Here is a 20,861-nt window from a genome sequence, read left to right as displayed (position 1 = left end):
CACAGCCGTAGATCACTCTCCGTCGAGGGAGAGCTCCTGCGGCAGTTCGAATTCGCGCCGCTGCAGCTCCTCGACGTTGACGTCCTTGAACGTCAACACCCGGACGGCTTTCACGAAGCGATCGGCACGATAGATATCCCACACCCACACGTCGCTCATCGAGATCTCGAAGTAGAAGTCGTGCTCGGTGTCGCGACGGACGACATTGACCTCGTTCGCCAGGTAGAACCGGCGCTCGGTCTCGACGACGTACTGGAACTGGGAGACCACGTCCCGATACTCCCGGAACAGGGCCAGCTCGAGTTCGCGGTCGTAATCGTCGAAGGCTTCCTCATCCATGATGTGTCCATCCTAGAGTCGCGCGCGGTGCGGTGCGGCATCGGCGGCTCCCCCGGCTCTTCAGAACAGGGTGGGAGCGTCGGCGATGGCCCAGGACGCCCGATGGAACGGCGACAGACCGTTGTGGCGAATCGCGTCGCGGTGCTCGGGGCTCGCGTACCCCTTGTTCCGATTCCACTGATACGCGGGATGGCTCTCGTGGAGTTCCGCCATGTAGGTGTCGCGCGCGACCTTCGCGATGACCGACGCCGCGGAGACCGACGCGCAGTCGCGGTCGGCCTTGATCACCGGACGGACGCGCAAGGGCTCGGGGTGCACTCTCGACACGTAGTCGTGGTTGCCGTCGAGCAGGACGAGGGCATCGCCCAGGGCCGCGCCCTGATCGGCGATCGCCTGCACGGCTCGTGACGCCGCGAGGCCGAGCGCTCGCATTATGCCGACCTCGTCGACCTCCTGCGCACTCGCCCAGCCGACTGCGGACGCCTGCACCCACGCCGCGGCACGAGCCGCGACCTGCGGCCGACGCTTCTCCGTCACGAGCTTGGAGTCGCGAAGCCCTTCCGGTACCCGTCGACGCGCACCTGCAGCGTCCATCATGGCCGCGCCGACGGCGACAGGACCGGCAAGCGCCCCCCTGCCGACCTCGTCGAGCGAGATGATCAGCTCGCACTCCCCCAGGAGCCTGCGCTCCAGGGTCAGCTTCGGCGTGATGACGGTCATTCCGCGTCCGGAACTCCGTTGAAGATGTCATGGTGCCCGTCGATGGGTCCCAGCCGGTTCAACGGCCACGTCGTCAGGAAGGCCTTGCCGACGATGTTCTCCATCGGTACGAATCCGCCGCTGGGCAGCTCCTGATGCGCGCGGGAATCACGCGATCGGTCACGGTTGTCGCCGAGCAGCCACACCGAGTCCTCAGGGACGACCACGTCGAACGGCTCGTTCGACGCGGCAGTGTCGCCCTCAGGGAGGTTCAAGTAGCTGAGTTCGTCTATCGGCGCGCCGTTGATGGTGATCTGGCCGAGCGCATTGCAGCATACGACGTGATCGCCGGGAAGGCCGATCACGCGCTTGACGAGGTGGTCCTGTGAATCGGTCGCGGAGATGCCGACGAAGTTCAGCACCCAGTCGACGGCCTGCACCAGCGGAGGCTGTGGCGGCGTCTGCGGCTGCACATCGAGCCATCCACCCGGGTCCTTGAACACGACGACGTCGCCGCGCTCGTACGCGGTCCATCGTGGGGTGAGCTCGTCGACGAGGATGCGGTCCTTCACCAACAGAGTGCGCTCCATGGACGCCGACGGGATGTAGAACGAGCGGACGACGAAGGTCTTCACCACGAAGGACACCAGCGCGGCGATCACGATGATCACCAGGACGTCTCGGAGGAAGATCAGGAACCCGCGTCGTCGTCTGGAAGTGCGCGCGGTCGGCGATTCAGTCATCAGGTTCCTTCTCGAGTCGTACACCGCTCTGGCGCGACCGTATCAAGGGTCGCACACCGGGGAGAGAACACAGCACCCCGGGACATCGTGTCCCGGGGTGCTGTGGAGCAGCTGCGACTCAGCGGTCGCGCTTCTCCTTGATCTTCGCCTTCTTGCCACGGAGCTGGCGGAGGTAGTAGAGCTTCGCGCGACGCACGTCACCGCGGGTGACGACCTCGATGTGGTCGATCACCGGGGAGTGCACCGGGAAGGTACGCTCGACGCCGACCTGGAAGCTGATCTTGCGGACCGTGAAGGTCTCGCGGACGCTGTCGCCCTGACGGCCGATGACCACACCCTGGAAGACCTGGATACGGGAGCGGCTGCCCTCGGTGATGTTGACGTGCACCTTGACGGTGTCGCCGGGACCGAAGTCGGGGATGTCGGAACGGAGGGAAGCCGCGTCAACGGCATCGAGGATCTGCATGATCGTCTCTCTCTGCACTCGCCTCAGGTCGGATGCATGATTTCGGAAGGAACAAGAAAGGGGGTGTGCCGTACGGCGCTGATGCGTCCGCGGGCTCCCCTGAGGCAGAACCGGTCACGGCACAAACACCCATTCTGCCACGGATGCTCTGCGCGGCCAAAACCGCGGCCTCAGTCGCGGATGTCCGTCTCGCGGACGACGATGACCTCGTGCGCGCGCGTCGGCGGGGCCTGCTCGTCGGCTGCGGGGATCGTCGACCATGAGATCGTCTCGCGCAGCCTCGTTCCGCTGCCCTTCGCCTCGTTCCACAGCTGCCACAGTTGCAACCAGATGAGACCGATGCCCGCGACGATGGCTCCGGTGAGCAGCCACGGGAACGCCCCGTCGATGAAGAACCCGACCGCGATGGTGAGGCCGTTCCAGACGGTGAAGCCCGCGACATCCCACCAGGACACGGCGCGCTCGATTCGCACCGAGGGGCGGGAACGGGTGAGCAGGGTGAGCAGCAGCTGCCCGAGGAAGACGGAGGGCATCGCGATCAGGAGCACCCAGAGGATCGACCAGCCGCCTTGGAACACCCCCCAGCCGATCAGCAGCCACAGCGGCAGCAGGAAGGCTGCCGGGAGGAGCCAGCGGAAGAAGGCCTGTCGCAACCACATGCTCAGATCGTACGTCGTCTGTTCCGCCCGAGGTGCGGTGTTCGCTGAGAGCGGGCCGCGGAACCCTGCCCTCGAGATCAGGGAGAATGGGAGAGACGAGAGGACACCCGATGATCGAATTGCGCACCCCTGCCGAGATCGACGAGATGCGCGCTGCCGGACGTTTCGTCGCGGAGACGCTCGCGACGCTCCGAGACGACACGAAGGTCGGGACGAATCTCCTCTCGATCGATCGGCGCGCACACGACATGATCCGCAAGGCGGGTGCCGAGTCCTGCTACATCGACTACCACCCGTCCTTCGGCGCCAGCCCGTTCGGCAAGGTCATCTGCACGTCGGTGAACGATGCCGTGCTGCACGGTCTCCCCCACGACTACACGCTTCGCGACGGCGACCTCGTGACCCTCGACTTCGCGGTCGCGGTGGACGGATGGGTGGCCGACTCCGCCGTCTCCTTCGTCGTCGGCACTCCGCGGGACGAGGACCTCCGTCTCATCGACACGACAGAGCGAGCTCTCGTCGCCGCGATCGAGACCTCGACGGTCGGCAACCGCATCGGGGATATCTCTGCAGCGATCGCCGCGGTGGCGCACGGCGAGGGCTACTCGATCAACACGGACTTCGGCGGGCACGGTGTCGGACGCACGATGCACGGGGACCCGCATGTGGCGAACGATGGGCGACCGGGGCGGGGCTTCCCGCTCCGCGCGGGACTCGTACTCGCGCTCGAGCCCTGGTTCCTCGCGACCACCGATGAGCTGGTCACCGACCCCGACGGCTGGACGTTGCGCAGTGCCGACGGCTCCCGGGGCGCGCATTCCGAGCACACCATCGCGATCACCGAAGAGGGACCGATCATCCTGACCGACCGGTCGTTCCTCGGGGTCGACTGACGAGTCCCGTCGCCGAGGTCGGGGCGGGTCTCAATCGCTCCGATAGATGTAGACGTCAGTCACGTGCGGAAGGTCGAACTCGTCCCGACCTCGGGTGTCGACGGCGTCATCCAAGACCGCCTCGATGGCACTCGACATCCGGGCGGCGGTCTCGTCGTCGGCGGTCAGAAAGGTGCTCACGGTCGACCAGCGGCGAAGGTAGTGCTCGCGCGTGAGGCGCTCCACCCAACGCACCTCTTCGTGCCGGGTGAACAGGAAGCCGGGGAGGGCACTGTCGGCGCTGTCGGTGGTGGCGTCGGTCTCGGTCACGGCGGGATGCGCGATGCGGTGGCACGCCCGGTCCCACGCGCACGTGGGATCCGCGTGATTCCACACGAGTCCGAGCGTGCCGCCGTCGACCAGGACTCTCTTGATCTCCGTGCAGGCGACGTCGCGATCGAACCAGTGGAACGCCTGCGCGACCGTCACGACCTGCATCGATGCGTCCGCCAGCGGGATGTGCTCCGCCGTGCCGAGCCACGACTCGACCTCGGGGAGCTTCGACCGGAGCACCTGGATCATGCGCTCGGACGGTTCGACCGCGACGATGCGCTCCGCCCTCCGCGCGAGCATCTCGGTGAACTTCCCCGTCCCCGCTCCCAGGTCGAGCACCGCAGTCACACGCTCGGGGATGATCGCCGACGCGGCGGCCTCAGGGAATCCGGGCCGATAGCGGTCATAGTCGCCCCCGATCAGTTCGAAGGATCTGGCCAGGACGTCATCAGGCATGTCTCGACGCTATCAGCGGTCCGACGAGCAGTCCCGCGACCGACGGCGCCGGGTGTGCCATATTGAGTCCATGATTCCGCAGGACCGTCACGTGCCGGAGCGACTGCTTCTGGCTCGCCATGGCCAGACGACCTGGAATCTGGAGCGACGACTGCAGGGGCAACTGGACTCGCCGCTGACCGCAGAGGGTATCGAGCAGGCCCGTGCGCTGGCGGAGCGCCTCGCCGATGTCGGTGTCGTCAGCGTGTGCTCGAGTCCCCTCGGCAGGGCCTGGCAGACCGCCATCATCATCGCCGACCGTATCGGTGCCGACCTGATCGAGGTCCCGGAGCTTGCGGAGGTCGATCACGGCGAACTCGCCGGCATGACCTGGGAGGAGATCGACGAGGCCTATCCCACAGCCAGGGAGGAACGCGCCGCCAACCGCTATGGGTGGGCCTTCCCCGGGGGCGAGAGCTACGCACAGGCACGCGCCCGTGCCCGAAAAGCACTCAGCAGTTGCGGATGGGCATCGACGGGCGTCCCCCTGCTCGTGAGCCACGAGATGATCGGTCGCATGCTGAGGGCCGAACTGCGGGGACTGGACGCGACGAACGCGCTGGCGCTGCGACACCCGCACGGGGTGGTCTTCGAGATCGACCGGACCTCCGAGCGGATGCTCTGATCCGGAGGGCGGCGGAGAGTGCTGCGCGCCCGGTCAGGGCTGCGGCGTGTCGTCGCTCGGCAGGAGGTCGGGGCGACGACGACGTGTGCGTTCGAACTGCTGGTCCCGCCGCCAGGCGGCGATCGCCGCGTGGTTGCCGCTCAGCAGCACATCAGGAACCGTACGTTCCCGCCACGACGCGGGCTTCGTGTAGGAGGGATACTCCAGCAGACCATCCTCGTGCGATTCCTCGACGAGGCTCTCGGGATTGCCGACGACCCCGGGGATGAGACGCCCGATCGCTTCGATCATCGCCATCGTGGCGACCTCTCCTCCGTTGAGAACGTAGTCCCCGAGGCTGATCAGACGTACTTCGCCGAGCTGCGAAGCGTATTCGAAGACGCGTTCGTCGATGCCTTCGTAGCGACCGCACCCGAAGATCAGGTGCTCACGCGTCGCAAGGTCGCGCGCCGTCTTCTGCGTGAAGACCTCGCCGGCCGGGGACGGGAAGATGATGGTCGGCGGCGCGGCCTCGCCTGCAGCGACATCACCCGCGATCTCATCGAGGGCGAGCCCCCACGGTTCGGGCTTCATGACCATGCCTGCGCCGCCGCCGTAAGGCGTGTCGTCCACGGTGCGGTGGCGGTCGAAAGCCCAGTCCCGAAGGTCGCGCACGCGGAGGTCGAGGATTCCCGCGTCCTGCGCCTTCCCCAGGAGGGAGAGAGTCAGGCCGTCGAAGTAGGACGGGAAGATGGAGAGGACGTCGATGCGCACGGGGGAACCGTATCAGCGGTCACTCGGACGCTTCAGCATCCGGAGTCGCCTGCGGTCCGGCGTCGGCGGCGTCCGCGAGATCTTCGAAGAGCCCTGGAGGCGGCGTCACGATCAGCCGTCCTTCAGCGACATCCACCGTGGGGACGATCGCCGAGACGAAGGGGACCATGACCTCATGATCGCCGCTCTTCACGATGAGGAGATCTTGCGCGGGGAAATGCTCGACGCGCACGACCCGACCGATGACGAGGTCGTCGCGGACGACGTCGAGCCCGACCAGCTGGTGGTCGAACCACGCATCGTCTTCGACCTCGTCGACATCCTGGTCGATCCAGAGGATCGCTCGGACGAGGCTCTCTGCGGCGTCGCGGTCGTCGACATCTTGGAAGAACACCACGGGGTTGCCGTTCATCACGCGGTACTCGCGAACGGTGACATCCTTGCCGTGCCACGGCGATGCCTCTGGCACCTGCAACGTGAAGCCGGCACCCGGGACGAAACGCCCCTCGGGGTTGTCGGTGTAGAGCTCGAGCTTGAGTCCGCCCTTGAGTCCGTGCGCCTTCACGAGGCGACCGACGCGCAGCTGGTTCTTGCCCTGGTTGCGGTCCTTCGGCACCACGTCAGTCGTCCGCGACATCGACGCGGACCCGACGCCCGTCAGCGAGAGCGCTGATGAGGGTGCGAAGGGCCTTCGCGGTGCGGCCGCCGCGCCCGATCACGCGTCCACGGTCATCGGGGTGCACGCGCACCTCGAGGAGGTCGCCTCGCGGCGAAGTGGATTCGTTGATACGCACATCTTCCGGGTGATCGACGATCCCCTTGACGATGTGTTCGAGCGCGGCGGCGAGCACGACGGATTACTCTGCGTCTGCTGCGGGAGCCTCAGCGGCCTCCGCGTCGGCCGCGGCGGGAGCCTCCTCAGCGGGAGCCTCCACCTTCTTCTCGACCTTGGGCTTGACGACGGACTTCTTGGAGGCGTCGATCTCGAAGGGGACCTTCGGCTCGGCGACCTTGAGCGTGGACTTCGCGTCCTTGTCGCCCTTGAACTTGCCCCAGTCGCCCGTGATCTTGAGGATGGCGGCGACCTGCTCGGTCGGCTGCGCGCCGACGGAGAGCCAGTACTGTGCACGCTCGGAGTCGACCTCGATGAACGAAGGCTCCTCGGTGGGGTGGTACTTGCCGATCTCCTCGATCACGCGACCGTCGCGCTTGGTCTTCGAGTCGGCGACGACGATGCGGTAGTAAGGCGCGCGGATCTTGCCCAGGCGCTTGAGACGAATCTTGACAGCCACGATTCTCCTGAATTGTGTGGAAGGAAACGAACTGATCGCCTGGAGAGTGGGGTGCACACCCGGCGGAAGCTCAAATGAGTGTGGACGAAAGCTGGATAGAGGGTCGAGCAGCCGTCCGACCCTCTATTCTGCCAGATGCGAGCCTCGGGCGCGAAACGTGAGGCAACGACGTTGTCGTGTCGCGCCGCACGCGTGTCAGACTGTGCGGGTGAAGCTCGAGTTCGCCTCTTCCGCCCGCTCCACCGTCGGTCTCGAATGGGAGATCATGCTCGCGGATCCCGTGAGCGGTGACCTCGTCGGACGCGCCCCGGAACTGCTCGCCGCGCTGGAAGCCGAGAGCGAGGACGAGCGACACACCGTCACGGGCGAGCTGCTGACGAACACGATCGAGGTGACGAGCGGCATCGGCGACTCGGTCGCGCACGCCGTCGACGACATCGCGAACGCGATCACCGCCGTGCGATCGGCGACCGATCCGGCCGGCATCGAGTTGCTCTCGGCGGGTAGCCACCCGTTCGCACAGTGGTACGACCAGCAGGTCACCGACAAGTCCCGCTATCACACCCTGATCGAACGCACCCAGTGGTGGGGCAGGAACATGATGATCTGGGGAATCCACGTGCATATCGGCGTCGAGGATCACCGCAAGGTCTTCCCGATCATCAATGCACTGTCCGCCTTCCTTCCCCACCTGCAAGCCCTCTCCGCGTCGAGCCCGTTCTGGGCGGGAGAGCGCACGGGGTACGCGTCGAACCGTGCGCTCGTGTTCCAGCAGCTCCCCACCGCGGGTCTCCCCTGGCCGCTGCGCGACTGGTCCGAGTACGAGTCGTACCTCGACGACATGGTCCGCACCGGGGTGATGGCGGACGCCACCGAGGTGCGATGGGACATCCGACCGGCGCCACGCTGGGGAACCATCGAGGTCCGCGCGTGCGATGGGCTCTCGACGTTGCCCGAACTCGCCTCCGTCGCAGCACTGGTCCAGGTGCTCGTCGAGCACTTCTCCCGCATGCTCGACGAGGGCAGGCGACTCCCCCAACTCCCCGCCTGGTTCCACCGCGAGAACAAGTGGCGCGCGGCACGCTACGGACTCGACGCGCGGGTCATCGTCGATGCCGAGGGAACCCAGCGCCCGGTGCGCGACCATCTCTCGGAGGCCCTCGAGGAACTCGCTCCCGTCGCCGTCGAACTCGGCTGCGTCCGCGAGTTCGGCGGCAACGCCGAGACGCTCGAGCACGGCGCCAGTTACGAGAGGCAGCTCGTCATCGCCAATGCGACAGCGGGCGATCTGACGGCGGTGGTGCAGCACCTCATCCGCGAGTTCCGTTCGGGACCCGAATCGTCCACCGACGGGACGTAGCGCGAGCGGGCATCCCCCTCAATCCTCGATCAGACGCCTGGCGAGCCCCTCGTCGAGCACCACGTCCGTGATGAGGCCGGCCGACAACGCCGCGCGAAGACTCACGAGCTTCGGGATGCCTGACACGATGCACACCCGGCGAGGGACACGTCGGAGTCGGTCGAGCCCCGGGCCCGTGGCACGCGCATTGACACGGATGTCGCGCCAGGAGCCGTCCGACCGGAAGAACACGGTGGCGACGTCGCCGATCGCGTGGTCCTCGCGGAGGCTGCGATAGTCGTCGCGTCCGAGGTAGCCGCCGACGTAGACGCGGCTCGGCACCTCAGCGGCCGGCGAACCGAGGCTGAACACGGCGACGTCCATCTTCGCCTGCAGATCCAGCACGCGGCGGGTGCTCCGTTCGCGCCACATCGCTTCGCGTGTCGCCGGGTCGTCGAAGAACGCGGGGACGGGGAACTGCTGCACCTGCGCGCCGAAGGCACGGCCGAAGCGCTGGAGGATGTCGCTGGAGTACTCCACCCCGGTCGTCTGCGTGTTCCCTGCTCCATTGAGCTGCACGAAAGTCGTGTTGTGCGTCTCCTTCTGAGTGAGGCCCCGACTGACCGCACTGATCGTCGACCCCCAGGCGACGCCGATCACCATGTTCGAGTCGACGAACTGCGACAGCAGACGACCCGCCGTGAGCGCGACGCGTTCGAGTCTTTCGACTTCGCTGAGGATCTCCGGCATGGGTACGACGTGTGCCGCGACACGATGGCGGTCGCGGATGCGCTGCTCCAGCATCCCGAGCCGCTCGAGCGGAGAATTGATGCGGATGTCGACCAGGCCGCTCTCCCTGGCGAAGCTCAGCAGCCGGGATACGGAGGACCGCGAGGTCCCGAGCTCCTTCGCGATGACCTCCATGGTCTTGTCCTGCATGTAGTAGAGCTGGGCGGCGGTGAGCGCCGCGATCAGCTTGCTGTCGCGAGATTCCGCGCCTGCACCGGCCATGACTTCCTCCTCGACCTCGATCCTTGCACATATGTGCAATGGGCTTGCGCGGGATGCCACACAGGTCGATGCTGGTGGGCAAGCAAGGAAGAGAGGGTCGACGATGATCGATTCGACACACTCGTCAGCGGAGCGCGCAGAGGTTCGCGCCGTCCGCGAATCCGGACGCACGAGCGTCCTCGTCATCGGCGGCGGGATCAACGGCATCTCCACATTCCGCGATCTGGCGCTCCAGGGCGTCGACGTCGTGCTCGTCGAACGAGGCGACTTCGCCTCCGGGGCATCGTCCGCGTCGAGCCACATGATCCATGGCGGAATCCGCTATCTGGAGAACGGCGAGTTCCGACTCGTCCGCGAATCCGTCGAGGAGCGCAACGGCCTTCTCAAGATCGCCCCGCACTACGTCAAGCCGCTGCAGACGACGATCCCGATCTACTCGACCTTCTCGGGGATCCTGTCCGCTCCCCTGCGATTCCTCACGCACAAGAGCGGCAAGCCGCAGGAGCGCGGCGCATTCCTCATCAAGGTCGGCTTGACGATCTACGACACGTTCTCGCGTGACGGCGGGACGGTCCCGCGGCACCGCTTCCTCGGTCGCAAGAAGTCGCTCGCCGAGCTTCCCTCACTCGACCCGAAGATCAAGTACACGGCGACCTACTACGACGCATCGATGCACGACCCCGAGCGGCTCGCCCTCGATGTCCTTCAGGACGGCCGTGGCGCGCATCCCGGAGCGCAGGCACTCAACTACGTCGAGGCGATCGCCCGTGAGGGTGACGAGATCGTCCTGCGCGATCGCGAGAGCGGCACCGAGTTCTCGCTGCGCGCCGCCGTGGTCGTGAACGCCTCCGGCCCCTGGACCGACCTGACGAACGACGCGTTGGGCGCCGACACCCGCTTCATGGGCGGCACCAAGGGATCCCACATCGTGCTCGACCACCCTGAGCTGCTCGAGGCGACGCGCGGTCGAGAGATCTTCTTCGAGCACTCCGACGGTCGGATCGTCCTGATCTATCCCCTCAAGGGTCGCGTCCTCGTCGGCACGACCGACATCGACGCCGATCCCCGCGAGGTCCCGGTGTGCACCGAGGAGGAGGTCGACTACTTCTTCGACCTGATCCACCATGTGTTCCCGACCATCGACGTCGCGCGCGACCAGATCGTGTACAAGTTCTCGGGGATCCGGCCGTTGCCGCGTCACGAGGACACCGCACCCGGATTCGTGTCGCGCGACTATCGCATCGAGGTCGACGAGAAGGGCGCCGTGCCGCTGGTGAGCCTTGTCGGCGGCAAGTGGACGACGTTCCGCGCGCTCGGCGAGTCCCTGTCGGACATCGTGCTCGGACTGATCGACCGCACGAGGACCGTCTCGACCGTCGGCCGCGCGATCGGAGGAGGCCGCGACTTCCCCCGGACGGAGAAGGCCCGACGCATCTGGATCCAGGAGAACCTCTCCGGCGCCGGAGAGCGTGCCGACCAGTTGCTCGCGCGGTACGGCACCCGCGCCGCGCAGGTGTGGGAGTACGTGGAGCAGGGCGCGGATGCCCCCCTCGCCAACGGCGACCTGTCGACCAGGGAACTCGAGTGGATGGTTCACAACGAGATGGTGACCCGGCTCGAGGACATCGTCCTCCGTCGCACCAGCATCGCCTTCACCGGCGGCGCCGACGCCGAGGTCCTCGACGAGATCGCTGACGCGGTCGCCCCGCTCCTCGGCTGGGACAGGTCTCGCCACGACGCGGAGCTCGAGCAGACCCGGCAGCTGTTGAACGAACGACACGGACTCGATATCCCGTCCCGCACGCGCGGCTGACGGGGTCTCGGACTGCCGCCCTCCTTGCGGCGCACCCCCATAACGTGTCGGGGCAGAGGGGCCCCGACACACAAGAAAGGTCAAAGAAGACATGGCTGATGTGAATCTCGGTCTCTACTTCCTCTCCGAACTGGTGGGCACCGCGATGCTCGTCCTGCTCGGATGTGGTGTCGTCGCCAACGTCGCTCTCGCGAAGAACAAGGGCTTCGGCGGCGGCTTCCTGATGGTCAACTGGGGATGGGGTCTGGCGGTCTTCGCCGGTGTGCTCGTCTCCGCCTACTCCGGCGCCATCCTCAACCCCGCTGTCGGCATCGGCCTCCTGGTCGCCGGCAAGATCAGTTTCGTGATGTTCCTGACGGCCACCGCCGCAGAGCTCGTGGGAGCCGTCCTCGGCGCCATCGTGGTGTGGCTGGCCTACAAGCAGCACTTCGATGAAGAGCCGGAGGCGGCGAACAAGCTCGGCGTCTTCTCGACCGGCCCGGCCATCCGCTCCTACGGCTGGAACCTCGTCACGGAGATCATCGGAACGTTCGTCCTCGTGTTCGTCATCTTCGCCTTCGCCGACTACGGCGACATCGAGGTCGGCACGCCTGGGGGCCTCGGACCGCTCACCGCGCTCCCGGTTGCCCTCCTCGTGGTGGCCATCGGCGCGTCCCTCGGTGGACCGACCGGGTACGCCATCAACCCCGCCCGTGACCTCGGACCGCGCATCGCGCATGCGATCCTGCCGATCAAGGGCAAGGGCGCGAGCGACTGGTCCTACTCGTGGGTTCCCGTCGTCGGCCCGCTCATCGGTGGAGTGATCGCTGCACTCGCCGCACCCGTACTGCTCGGCCTCGCCGGCTGACGCACATCCCGTCCACACTGGAATCAAAGGAGAGCACAAGTGGCTGACTACATCATCGCGATCGACCAGGGAACGACGTCGAGTCGCGCGATCATCTTCGACAAGAAGGGCAGCATCGTCGCGACCGGTCAGAAGGAGCACGAGCAGATCCTTCCGAAGGCCGGCTGGGTCGAGCATGACGCGGCGGAGATCTGGCGGAACGTCCAAGAGGTCATCGGCCTCGCTCTCGGCCGTGCCGACCTGACCCGGCACGACATCGCCGCCGTCGGCATCACGAACCAGCGTGAGACCGCCGTCGTCTGGGACAAGAAGACGGGCAAGCCCGTCTACAACGCGATCGTGTGGCAGGACACGCGCACGCAGGAGATCGTGGACCGTCTCGCGGCCGATGGCGGGGTCGAGCGCTTCAAGCCGATCGTCGGGCTGCCGCTGGCGACCTACTTCTCGGGGACCAAGATCGCGTGGATCCTCGAGAACGTCGAGGGCGCGCGCGAGAAGGCGGAGGCGGGAGACCTGCTCTTCGGCACGACCGACTGCTGGGTGCTGTGGAACCTGACGGGTGGGGCCGACGGCGGCGTGCATGCGACCGACGTCACGAACGCCTCTCGGACCATGTTCATGGACCTCGAGACGCTCGAATGGCGCGACGACATCCTCGAGGCATTCGGCGTCCCGCGTTCGATGATGCCCGAGATCCGTTCCTCTTCGGAGGTCTACGGCACGGCCGAGAGCTCGTCTCTCCTCCGTGAGACGCCGATCGCCGGCATCCTGGGCGACCAGCAGGCTGCCACGTTCGGCCAGGCCGCCTTCCAGACCGGAGAGAGCAAGAACACCTACGGCACGGGCTGCTTCCTGATCTTCAACACCGGTGAAGAGGTCGTGCACTCGAAGAACGGGCTGCTCACCACCGTCGGCTACAAGCTCGGCGACGGTCCGACGCACTACGCCCTGGAGGGATCGATCGCCGTCACCGGATCGCTCATCCAGTGGCTGCGTGATCAGCTCGGCATCATCTCCTCGGCCCCCGAGGTCGAGAAGCTGGCCGAGCAGGTCGAAGACAACGGCGGCGTGTACATCGTTCCCGCGTTCTCCGGCCTGTTCGCACCGTACTGGCGCCCGGACGCCCGCGGAGCCATCGTGGGTCTCACGCGTTATGCGAACAAGAACCACATCGCGCGCGCAGCCTTGGAGGCCGTCGCGTTCCAGACACGTGATGTGCTGGATGCGGTGAACGCGGATGCCGGGGTGGATCTCACCGAGCTCAAGGTCGACGGCGGTATGGTCGCCAACGATGCGCTCATGCAGTTCCAGGCGGATGTGCTGGGCGTGCCAGTGGTGCGACCGGTCGTCGCCGAGACCACCGCACTCGGAGCCGCCTACGCCGCCGGGCTCGCCGTCGGGTTCTGGAACGGGCTCGACGACCTCTCCGCCAACTGGCAGGAGGACAAGCGCTGGGAGCCGTCGATGGACGAGGCCGAACGCGACCGTCAGCTGCGCCTGTGGCGTAAGGCCGTCACCAAGTCGATGGACTGGGTCGACGACGACGTCAAGTGATCTGAGGTCACTCGGAAGCGGGTCCGGAGTTCGTCTCGGGACCCGCTTCCGCATTCTCTGACCCGACAGCATCAGCGAACGGAAGGAACGCCCTCGCGACACTCCGGGGCGCTGCGGCATCCCACGCGAGGTACTCCACGCGCACGGGCCCGTCGCGAACGTCCGCGGTCGCCACGTCGACTCCGGAGCGCGCGACTGTTCCCGGAGCCAGCAACGTCACCGCCAACCCGGCGGCGACCAACCCGAGGATCAGCATCGCGGAGTCCGCCTCGAAAGCCACATCCCTCGTCAGACCCGCCGAGGCGAAGGCGGCATCGCTCTGGGCCCGACCGGAGGTGGCGGCGGGAAAGTCTGCGAACGACAGCCCCGCGAGGTCCACGAGGTCGACGGTGCCCCGTTCCGCCAGTGGGTGGTCCCGTGGGAGCACCGCCACGAGCGGGGTGCGAGCCAATGCGCGCCACGCCACTCCGGAAGGTTCCACGCCCTCGCGGAGACCGAGCAGCGCGACGTCGAGATCGCCATGACGGAGCGCAGCAGCCAGAACATCGCTGTTCCCTGCCTGCAGTTCGACCCGGGCGTGTGGATGGGCCGCGCGGAAGGCCGCGAGCACAGCGGGAATGTCGATGGCCGTCACCGTCGGGATGACCCCCATCCGCAGCGTGCCCATCACGAGGCCCTCTGCTGCGGCCGAGGCCTCTTTCGCCCGCTCCGCCGCGCGAAGCGCCGCGCGCGCGTGCTCCGCGAATGCCGTCCCCGCCTCGCTCAGACGAACGCTTCGACTCGAGCGCACGAACAGACGCTGACCCAACTCGCGTTCGAGAGCCGCGATCTGATGGCTCAATGCCGACTGGGTGACGAAGCATCGTGCTGCCGCCCGAGTGAAGCTCCCGGTCTCGGCCACCTCGACGACGTAGCGGAGCTGTTGCAGGTCCATCAATTCATGATGACGCGTCATGAATGAGATGACAACCATGCGTTGGACTCATACTTCGAGCGCGCCCATGCTGAGACCATGAACCGTCCGCTTCTGGTGCTGACCACCGCCCTCGCTCCTCTCGCCTGGGGCACCACCTATCTCGTCACCACCGAACTTCTCCCTCCGGGGCATCCCCTCTTCGCCAGCCTCCTCCGGTCGCTGCCGGCCGGTCTGGTCGCGGTCCTCCTCACACGTCGGCTACCGCGCGGCACCTGGTGGGCGAAATCCTTCGCGCTCGGGGCGCTCAACATCGGCGCGTTCTTCCCCTGCTCTTCCTGGCTGCCGAACGACTTCCCGGCGGTGTGGCGGCCGCGGTCGCGGGGGTGCAACCGCTCATCGTCCTGGTCCTCGGAGCGCTCGTCCTGCGCGAACGGATCCGGCCCCTCGCCGCGGCGGCGGCCGTCGTCGGCGCCGGTGGGGTCGCACTCGTCGTCGTGGGGCCGTCGGCACACCTCGACCTCTGGGGCGTGCTCGCCGCCCTCTGCGGGGTCACCGCGACAGGAGTGGGCATGATCCTCACCAAGCGCTGGGGCCGACCCAGTGATGTCGGGCCCGTCACCTACGCGGGGTGGCAGCTGAGCGCCGGCGGGCTCCTGCTGCTCCCCCTGACCTTGACGCTCGAAGGCGTGCCGTCCGCGATCGATGCGGGCGCCGCGCTCGGCTATCTGTGGCTCGGCACCGTCGGCGGAATCATCGCCTACACGCTCTGGTTCCGGGGCATCCAGCAGCTTCCGGTGATCGCGCCCGGCCTGCTCGCGCTGCTCTCCCCGCTCGTGGCCACCACTCTGGGAGTCCTGGTCGCCGGAGAGAGGTTCACCGTGATCCAGGCGATCGGGATCGTCCTCGCGATCGGTGCGCTGACCGCCGGTCAGCTCATCGCCCGTCCACCCCTGGCGCGCCACGGAGAGGGTCGCGCGCCGGTGACGGCGACGACATCAGCACTGCCGTGAGGAGCGCTCAGCCCTTGCCGAAGAGCTTCTGGATCTCTGCGAGGTCCGCTTCACTGGGAGCCTGAGCACCGCCGCCCCCGAGACCGAATCCCGAGCCGGTCGGAGTGGAGGTCGCCGCGACGCCGGCGTTCTCGGCTGCGCGCTTTGCCGGGTTACCCGAACGGGAGCCGCCCGAGGACTTCCCCTTCTTGCCCCGCTTGGACGATGCGCCGGGACGCCCCATTCCGGGCACCGGTCCCATACCAGGGATGTTCGGCGTTCCTCCGCGCGCGACCGTCTTCATCATCTTCGCGGCCTGCTCGAAACGCTGCACGAGCTGATTGACGTCGGTCACGGTCATGCCGGAGCCGCGGGCGATACGAAGGCGCCGCGATCCGTTGAGCACCTTCGGGTTGCGCCGCTCCCCCGGCGTCATCGACCGGATGATGGCCTCGGTGCGATCGATCTCACGCTCGTCGAAGTCGTCGAGCTGCTGCTTCATCTGCCCCATGCCCGGGAGCATCCCGAGCATCTTCTTCATCGAGCCCATCTTCTTCATCTGCTGAAGCTGGTCGAGGAAGTCTTCGAGCGTGAACGCCTCCGTGGCGAGCTTCTCGGCCATCTTCATGGCCTCTTCCTCATCGAAGGCCTGCTGAGCCTGCTCGATGAGGGTCAGGATGTCACCGAGGTCGAGGATGCGACTCGCCATGCGGTCGGGGTGGAACGGCTCGAGATCCTCGAGACGCTCACCCGTCGAGGCGAAGATGATCGGGCGCCCTGTGACGGAGGCCACGGACAGCGCCGCACCGCCGCGGGCATCGCCGTCGAGCTTCGAGAGCACCACACCCGTGAAGTCGACCCCCTCCTGGAAGGCCTTCGCCGTGTTCACGGCATCCTGTCCGATCATCGCGTCGATGACGAACAGCACCTCGTCGGGGTTCACCGCCTTGCGGATGTCTGCGGCCTGCTTCATGAGCTCGGCATCCACACCCAGGCGGCCTGCGGTGTCGATGATCACCACGTCGTGCTGTTGGCGACGGGCATACTCGACTCCGTCGCGAGACACCTTGACGGGGTCCCCGACGCCGTTGCCAGGCTCCGGAGCGAACACCGTCGCCCCGGCCTGCTCGGCGACGACCTGCAGCTGGTTGACGGCGTTCGGACGCTGGAGGTCGGCGGCGACGAGGAGCGGCGTGTGACCCTCCCCTCGAGCTGCCTCGCCAGCTTGCCGGCGAAGGTGGTCTTACCCGAGCCCTGAAGGCCGGCGAGCATGATGACGGTCGGGGCGGTCTTCGCGAACTGCAGACGACGCTGCTCTCCGCCGAGGATCTGCACGAGTTCCTCGTTGACGATCTGCACGACCTGCTGCGCCGGGTTCAGCGCCTTGTTGACCTCGTCGCCGAGCGCCCGCTCGCGCACCTTGGCGGTGAACTCCTTGACGACGACGAGCGCGACGTCGGCGTCGAGCAGCGCGCGGCGGATCTCGCGCACGGTGCCGTCGACGTCGGCCGCGGTGAGCTTTCCCTTCGTGCGCAGGTTGCGGAAGGTGTCGGTCAGCCGATCGGAGAGCGTGCCAAAGGTAGCCATGGTGCTGTCGATTCTACGCGAGCGGAGCCTCCATGCTCAGCGCGGCACGGAGCTCGGCCTTCGCCCGCTGGTAGCGACCCCGCGCCGTGGATGCCGGCACGCTCAGAAGCTCCGCCGCGTCGGTCAACGAGAAGCCGTCCCAGTGCACGAGGCGGACGAGTTCGGCGAGGTCGGGGTCGAGGCGCGCGATCGCGTCCCTGACATCCGCGCCCGCGTCCGCCGGCGCCGAAGAGAGCACGTCGTCGGCGTGAGAACGCAGGCGATCGGCCAGCGCCCAGCGCCGGCGTTCTCCGCGAGCATGGTTGAGCAGTGTGCCTCGCGCGACGCCGAACAGCCACATCCGTGCGCGCTCCGGCTCGTCCGGCAGTCGGCGCACGCGTCGCCACGCGACGACCATCGTCTCGCCGAGGAGGTCCGCCGCGTCGTCCGGGCCCACTCGACGCGAGAGATACGCGAGCAGGTCTGCCGCGTTCGCCTCGAACGCAGCGATAAGCGCCTCGTCCGCAGGGTGCCGCGTCACGGAGTACCACCTTCGCCGCCCCAGTCCTCCCCCTCGCAATGAAGTTGGCTGTGCGACTCCGTCCCTTCCAGATCGCCGCGACCGCTGTCGATCCCGTGAGCCTTCAGTTCGTCGCCGAGTGCCATCGCGAGTGCTTGATCATGAGCCAGCCACGCATTCAGATCGGGGCGTCTCGGGTCCGCGTCCTCGTGCTGCGCACGCTGGTCCGCCTCGATCTGTGCGAGGTACGTCGCGACATACGGTTCCGCTGCTGCCTCGACGTCGACGGTGGCGAACCAGTCGTCGATGATCCGATCGACCTCGGCCTGGATCAGCGGATTGTGCGTGTTCCAGCCGCTGTAGCGGATCTCGCACTGACCCCACGTGGGTGACGTGTAGGTGTAGCTGCGATCGGGGTTCTCCAAGCCCGCACCCCAGAGCCAGTCCGACGATGCGGTCGCCACGCCCGCCCCGCCGAGCAGCAGGAGCGCCACCGCGCCGCTGAGCACCGCTGCCCTGCGCGGCGTTCGACGCGGGAACACGATCGTTCGCGCGTCGTTCATCATCGTGCGCACTTGTGCGGCGTCGATCGCCATGGATGGCGGTCGCGATGCGTCCAGCCGGTCGTCCAACGGATCCTGGATCATGAGTTCCTCCTCGGGGGTGGGTTCACTCATGACCTGTCCGGCATGCCGCGATTCGTCCGCGACGGTTCAGTCGGACCAGGGCAGATCGTGAATCGCCCCGAGTGCGTCCTTCAAGACGACCTCCGGTGTACCGAGACCTGCGCCCTGCTCTGCCCAGACCCGAAGTGCCGACAACACGGCCGCGGCGTGGGCTGCTCCGAGGATGTCAGCGCGGATGATCTCGATGCCCGCAGGGGCCTGGGAGAGGCGCGCGAGGCGCAGTCCCGTGTCGCGGACCAGTTCGTCCTCCAACCCCATCGCTGCGGCATTGCGCAGCGCCAGCGCGAGGGGATCAGGGGCGAAATCGCGTACGACGAGCAACAGGATGTCGCGGACCGCCGCGCCCGTCGCCGTCCGTCCGAGGAGTTCGAGAGAGCGGGTGGCGAGGCCGATCCGCTCGTCGACGCCCGACCAGAGCACGTCGCTCTTCGACGAGAAGTAGTTGAAGAAGCTCGACCTGCTCACGCCGGCACGCTGCGTGATGTCGGCGACAGAGGTGGCGTCGTACCCGCGCTCGAGGAAGAGTTCGCACGCCGCTTCGGCGAGCGTCTCCCGCGATGACGCCTTCGGGCGTCCGGCCCGACCGGTGGAACTCATGCCCACACGTTACCCGGAGGCAAGGGTCGCACATGCCCATGGCCGACAGGAGGGGTATTGTTGACCTCAGTCCATTTACACGACGAAGGTGGCACCGTGACGCTCGAGATCCTCACCCCCGGATTCGCACCGACGCCCGTCCCCTACCTCGACGGGTGGGATCTCCAGCGCCGCATCCACTCCGAGGTGGTCCAGAGAACGAGGGCGGACACTCTCATCCTGCTCGAACACGAAGCGGTGTACACCGCGGGCAAACGGACCGAACCACAGGAACGCCCGCAGGACGGCACACCGGTGATCGACGTCGACCGCGGCGGCAAGATCACCTGGCACGGACCGGGTCAGCTCGTGGGATACCCGATCGTCCGGCTGGTCGAACCGATCGACGTCGTCGCGCACGTGCGTCGACTGGAACGGCTCCTGATCGATGTGCTGCGCCCCTTCGGTGTCGAGGGGTACCAGGTCGACGGACGGAGCGGCGTCTGGGTACGCCGGCCTCTGTCCGAGGACAAGGTGGCGGCGATCGGCGTGCGGGTGCAGCAGGGCGTGACGATGCACGGATTCGCGATCAACTGCGACAACTCGTTGGCCGGATTCCGCGGCATCATCCCCTGTGGCATCACCGACGCCGGCGTGACGACCGTGAGCGAGGCATCGGGGACCGCGATCGCGCCCCTCGATGTCGTCGACGCCGTGAAAGACGCCTTCCTCGCCGAATACGCCACCCCCGAACTGTCAGGAGCACACGCATGACCGCCGCACCCGAAGGCCGCAAGCTGCTCCGGCTCGAGATCCGCAACGCCGAGACCCCGATCGAGCGCAAGCCGGAGTGGATCAAGACCAAGGCGAAGATGGGCCCCGAGTACACCGCGCTGCATTCGCTCGTGAAGAGCGAAGACCTCCACACGGTGTGCCAGGAAGCCGGCTGCCCGAACATCTACGAGTGCTGGGAGGACAGGGAGGCCACGTTCCTCATCGGCGGCTCGCAGTGCACGCGACGCTGCGACTTCTGCCAGATCGACACCGGCAAGCCCGACGCCTACGACACCGACGAGCCTCGCCGCGTCGCCGAGAGCGTCGCGCGAATGAACCTCCGCTACGCGACCGTGACGAGCGTGGCCAGAGACGACCTGCCCGACACGGGAGCGTGGCTCAACGCCGAGACCGTGCGGAAGATCCACGAACTCAACCCGAACACGGGCGTCGAGCTGCTGGCGAACGAGCACAACGCGGATCCGGGTTTCCTCGGGCAGATCTTCGATGCGCGCCCCGAGGTGTTCGCGCACAACGTCGAGACCGTCCCCCGGATCTTCAAGCGCATTCGTCCCGCATTCCGGTACGAGCGGTCCTTGGACGTGCTGACTCAGGCACGGAACGCGGGGCTGATCACCAAGTCGAACCTCATCCTCGGCATGGGCGAGGAGCCGGAGGAGGTCGTCCAGGCGCTGAACGACCTGCACGACGCCGGGTGCGACATCATCACCATCACGCAGTACCTGCGTCCCACCCCGCGTCACCATCCGGTCTCCCGATGGGTGAAGCCCGCGGAGTTCGTGGAGTTCAAGGAGGAAGCGGAGCGCATCGGCTTCCTCGGAGTCCTCGCCGGACCCCTGGTCCGTTCCTCGTACCGTGCTGGACGCCTCTGGGCGCAGTCCATGGTCTCGAAGGGACGAGTGATCCCCGACCATCTCGCCCACATCGCCGAGAGCGCAGACCTCGGCTTCGCGCAGGCGGTCTGATCGGGCTC

At 67.0% G+C, this 20,861-nt stretch carries 24 protein-coding genes and 1 pseudogene; 9 read left to right on the top strand and 16 right to left on the bottom strand.

The window, feature by feature from the left end:
- Positions 1 to 12: 12 nt before the first annotated feature.
- The 5 genes from G4G29_RS09435 to G4G29_RS09415 form a co-directional block, all read right to left on the bottom strand.
- Positions 13 to 339: a DUF2469 family protein gene (locus G4G29_RS09435; RefSeq protein WP_017204525.1), complete on the bottom strand. Its 327-nt coding sequence runs from the start codon at positions 337 to 339 to the stop codon at positions 13 to 15.
- Between the two features lie 60 nt (positions 340 to 399).
- Positions 400 to 1,059, bottom strand: a complete 660-nt coding sequence (locus G4G29_RS09430; protein ID WP_183152617.1) for a ribonuclease HII — start codon at positions 1,057 to 1,059, stop codon at positions 400 to 402.
- A complete protein-coding gene (gene lepB, locus G4G29_RS09425) occupies positions 1,056 to 1,781 on the bottom strand; it encodes a signal peptidase I (RefSeq protein ID WP_183152616.1) in 726 nt (241 codons plus the stop codon). The genes G4G29_RS09430 and lepB overlap by 4 nt, the downstream gene beginning before the upstream one ends.
- 118 nt (positions 1,782 to 1,899) lie before the next feature.
- Positions 1,900 to 2,247, bottom strand: a complete 348-nt coding sequence (gene rplS, locus G4G29_RS09420) for a 50S ribosomal protein L19 (protein WP_026050001.1) — start codon at positions 2,245 to 2,247, stop codon at positions 1,900 to 1,902.
- Positions 2,248 to 2,417: 170 nt separating this feature from the next.
- Positions 2,418 to 2,906 carry an MFS transporter permease gene (locus tag G4G29_RS09415; protein WP_183152615.1) on the bottom strand — a complete coding sequence of 163 codons (489 nt, stop codon included), beginning with the start codon at positions 2,904 to 2,906 and terminating at the stop codon, positions 2,418 to 2,420.
- A 110-nt stretch (positions 2,907 to 3,016) separates the two neighbouring features.
- Here G4G29_RS09415 and map point away from each other — a divergent pair, with 110 nt between their 5' ends.
- Complete coding sequence (gene map, locus G4G29_RS09410) at positions 3,017 to 3,799, top strand: type I methionyl aminopeptidase (protein WP_183152614.1); 783 nt, start codon at positions 3,017 to 3,019, stop codon at positions 3,797 to 3,799.
- Positions 3,800 to 3,829: 30 nt separating this feature from the next.
- Here the strand turns inward: map and G4G29_RS09405 are convergent, their stop codons facing one another.
- The gene (locus G4G29_RS09405; RefSeq protein WP_183152613.1) at positions 3,830 to 4,567 is read right to left on the bottom strand and encodes a class I SAM-dependent methyltransferase; all 738 of its coding nucleotides are present in this window, start codon (positions 4,565 to 4,567) and stop codon (positions 3,830 to 3,832) included.
- Positions 4,568 to 4,658: 91 nt separating this feature from the next.
- Here G4G29_RS09405 and G4G29_RS09400 point away from each other — a divergent pair, with 91 nt between their 5' ends.
- A complete protein-coding gene (locus tag G4G29_RS09400) occupies positions 4,659 to 5,231 on the top strand; it encodes a histidine phosphatase family protein (RefSeq protein WP_183152612.1) in 573 nt (190 codons plus the stop codon).
- A gap of 33 nt (positions 5,232 to 5,264) precedes the next feature.
- Here the strand turns inward: G4G29_RS09400 and trmD are convergent, their stop codons facing one another.
- The 4 genes from trmD to rpsP are packed head-to-tail and all read right to left on the bottom strand — an operon-like array spanning position 5,265 to position 7,276.
- Positions 5,265 to 5,984 carry a tRNA (guanosine(37)-N1)-methyltransferase TrmD gene (trmD, locus tag G4G29_RS09395; RefSeq protein WP_183152611.1) on the bottom strand — a complete coding sequence of 240 codons (720 nt, stop codon included), beginning with the start codon at positions 5,982 to 5,984 and terminating at the stop codon, positions 5,265 to 5,267.
- Between the two features lie 19 nt (positions 5,985 to 6,003).
- Positions 6,004 to 6,621 (bottom strand): ribosome maturation factor RimM, encoded by a 618-nt coding sequence (gene rimM, locus G4G29_RS09390; protein ID WP_183152610.1) that lies wholly within the window; start codon positions 6,619 to 6,621, stop codon positions 6,004 to 6,006.
- Positions 6,605 to 6,835 (bottom strand): RNA-binding protein, encoded by a 231-nt coding sequence (locus tag G4G29_RS09385; RefSeq protein WP_183152609.1) that lies wholly within the window; start codon positions 6,833 to 6,835, stop codon positions 6,605 to 6,607. The genes rimM and G4G29_RS09385 overlap by 17 nt, the downstream gene beginning before the upstream one ends.
- A 6-nt stretch (positions 6,836 to 6,841) precedes the next feature.
- Entirely contained in the window at positions 6,842 to 7,276 is a 435-nt protein-coding gene (gene rpsP, locus G4G29_RS09380) for a 30S ribosomal protein S16 (RefSeq protein WP_183152608.1), read from the bottom strand.
- Between the two features lie 208 nt (positions 7,277 to 7,484).
- Between rpsP and G4G29_RS09375 the strand changes: the two genes are divergently transcribed.
- Positions 7,485 to 8,636 carry a glutamate--cysteine ligase gene (locus G4G29_RS09375; protein WP_183152607.1) on the top strand — a complete coding sequence of 384 codons (1,152 nt, stop codon included), beginning with the start codon at positions 7,485 to 7,487 and terminating at the stop codon, positions 8,634 to 8,636.
- Positions 8,637 to 8,654: 18 nt separating this feature from the next.
- Here G4G29_RS09375 and G4G29_RS09370 read toward each other — a convergent pair whose 3' ends face one another.
- Positions 8,655 to 9,626, bottom strand: coding sequence for a sugar-binding domain-containing protein (locus G4G29_RS09370; RefSeq protein ID WP_183152606.1), 972 nt, complete (start codon positions 9,624 to 9,626; stop codon positions 8,655 to 8,657).
- Positions 9,627 to 9,729: 103 nt separating this feature from the next.
- Here G4G29_RS09370 and G4G29_RS09365 point away from each other — a divergent pair, with 103 nt between their 5' ends.
- The 3 genes from G4G29_RS09365 to glpK all read left to right on the top strand — a co-directional run bounded on the left by G4G29_RS09365 (position 9,730) and on the right by glpK (position 13,840).
- Positions 9,730 to 11,439: a glycerol-3-phosphate dehydrogenase/oxidase gene (locus G4G29_RS09365; RefSeq protein WP_183152605.1), complete on the top strand. Its 1,710-nt coding sequence runs from the start codon at positions 9,730 to 9,732 to the stop codon at positions 11,437 to 11,439.
- Positions 11,440 to 11,530: 91 nt separating this feature from the next.
- The gene (locus tag G4G29_RS09360; protein WP_183152604.1) at positions 11,531 to 12,286 is read left to right on the top strand and encodes an MIP/aquaporin family protein; all 756 of its coding nucleotides are present in this window, start codon (positions 11,531 to 11,533) and stop codon (positions 12,284 to 12,286) included.
- 39 nt (positions 12,287 to 12,325) lie between these two features.
- Positions 12,326 to 13,840: a glycerol kinase GlpK gene (glpK, locus tag G4G29_RS09355; RefSeq protein WP_183152603.1), complete on the top strand. Its 1,515-nt coding sequence runs from the start codon at positions 12,326 to 12,328 to the stop codon at positions 13,838 to 13,840.
- Between the two features lie 7 nt (positions 13,841 to 13,847).
- Here the strand turns inward: glpK and G4G29_RS09350 are convergent, their stop codons facing one another.
- Positions 13,848 to 14,774, bottom strand: a complete 927-nt coding sequence (locus tag G4G29_RS09350; protein WP_183152602.1) for a LysR family transcriptional regulator — start codon at positions 14,772 to 14,774, stop codon at positions 13,848 to 13,850.
- A 257-nt stretch (positions 14,775 to 15,031) separates the two neighbouring features.
- Between G4G29_RS09350 and G4G29_RS09345 the strand changes: the two genes are divergently transcribed.
- Positions 15,032 to 15,766 (top strand): EamA family transporter, encoded by a 735-nt coding sequence (locus tag G4G29_RS09345; RefSeq protein WP_244632561.1) that lies wholly within the window; start codon positions 15,032 to 15,034, stop codon positions 15,764 to 15,766.
- 7 nt (positions 15,767 to 15,773) lie between these two features.
- Here the strand turns inward: G4G29_RS09345 and ffh are convergent.
- The 4 genes and pseudogenes from ffh to G4G29_RS09325 all read right to left on the bottom strand — a co-directional run bounded on the left by ffh (position 15,774) and on the right by G4G29_RS09325 (position 19,114).
- Positions 15,774 to 17,332 (bottom strand): annotated as a pseudogene (ffh, locus tag G4G29_RS09340) (signal recognition particle protein).
- Between the two features lie 13 nt (positions 17,333 to 17,345).
- The gene (locus tag G4G29_RS09335; RefSeq protein WP_183152601.1) at positions 17,346 to 17,852 is read right to left on the bottom strand and encodes a sigma-70 family RNA polymerase sigma factor; all 507 of its coding nucleotides are present in this window, start codon (positions 17,850 to 17,852) and stop codon (positions 17,346 to 17,348) included.
- Positions 17,849 to 18,508: a hypothetical protein gene (locus tag G4G29_RS09330; protein ID WP_183152600.1), complete on the bottom strand. Its 660-nt coding sequence runs from the start codon at positions 18,506 to 18,508 to the stop codon at positions 17,849 to 17,851. Before G4G29_RS09330 ends, G4G29_RS09335 begins: the two co-directional genes overlap by 4 nt.
- 36 nt (positions 18,509 to 18,544) lie before the next feature.
- Entirely contained in the window at positions 18,545 to 19,114 is a 570-nt protein-coding gene (locus G4G29_RS09325; RefSeq protein ID WP_183152599.1) for a TetR/AcrR family transcriptional regulator, read from the bottom strand.
- A 96-nt stretch (positions 19,115 to 19,210) separates the two neighbouring features.
- On the opposite strand from G4G29_RS09325, the gene lipB reads away from it, so the two are divergent.
- Positions 19,211 to 19,867 (top strand): lipoyl(octanoyl) transferase LipB, encoded by a 657-nt coding sequence (lipB, locus tag G4G29_RS09320; RefSeq protein ID WP_183152598.1) that lies wholly within the window; start codon positions 19,211 to 19,213, stop codon positions 19,865 to 19,867.
- Positions 19,864 to 20,853: a lipoyl synthase gene (gene lipA / locus G4G29_RS09315; protein WP_183152597.1), complete on the top strand. Its 990-nt coding sequence runs from the start codon at positions 19,864 to 19,866 to the stop codon at positions 20,851 to 20,853. The genes lipB and lipA overlap by 4 nt, the downstream gene beginning before the upstream one ends.
- Positions 20,854 to 20,861 lie beyond the last annotated feature (8 nt).

The sequence above is a fragment of the Microbacterium sp. Se63.02b genome, from assembly GCF_014171575.1.
Classification (GTDB): Bacteria; Actinomycetota; Actinomycetes; order Actinomycetales; family Microbacteriaceae; genus Microbacterium.
The sequence above is the reverse complement of the archived record's forward strand: the minus strand, read 5'-3'. Positions and strand labels throughout refer to the sequence as shown.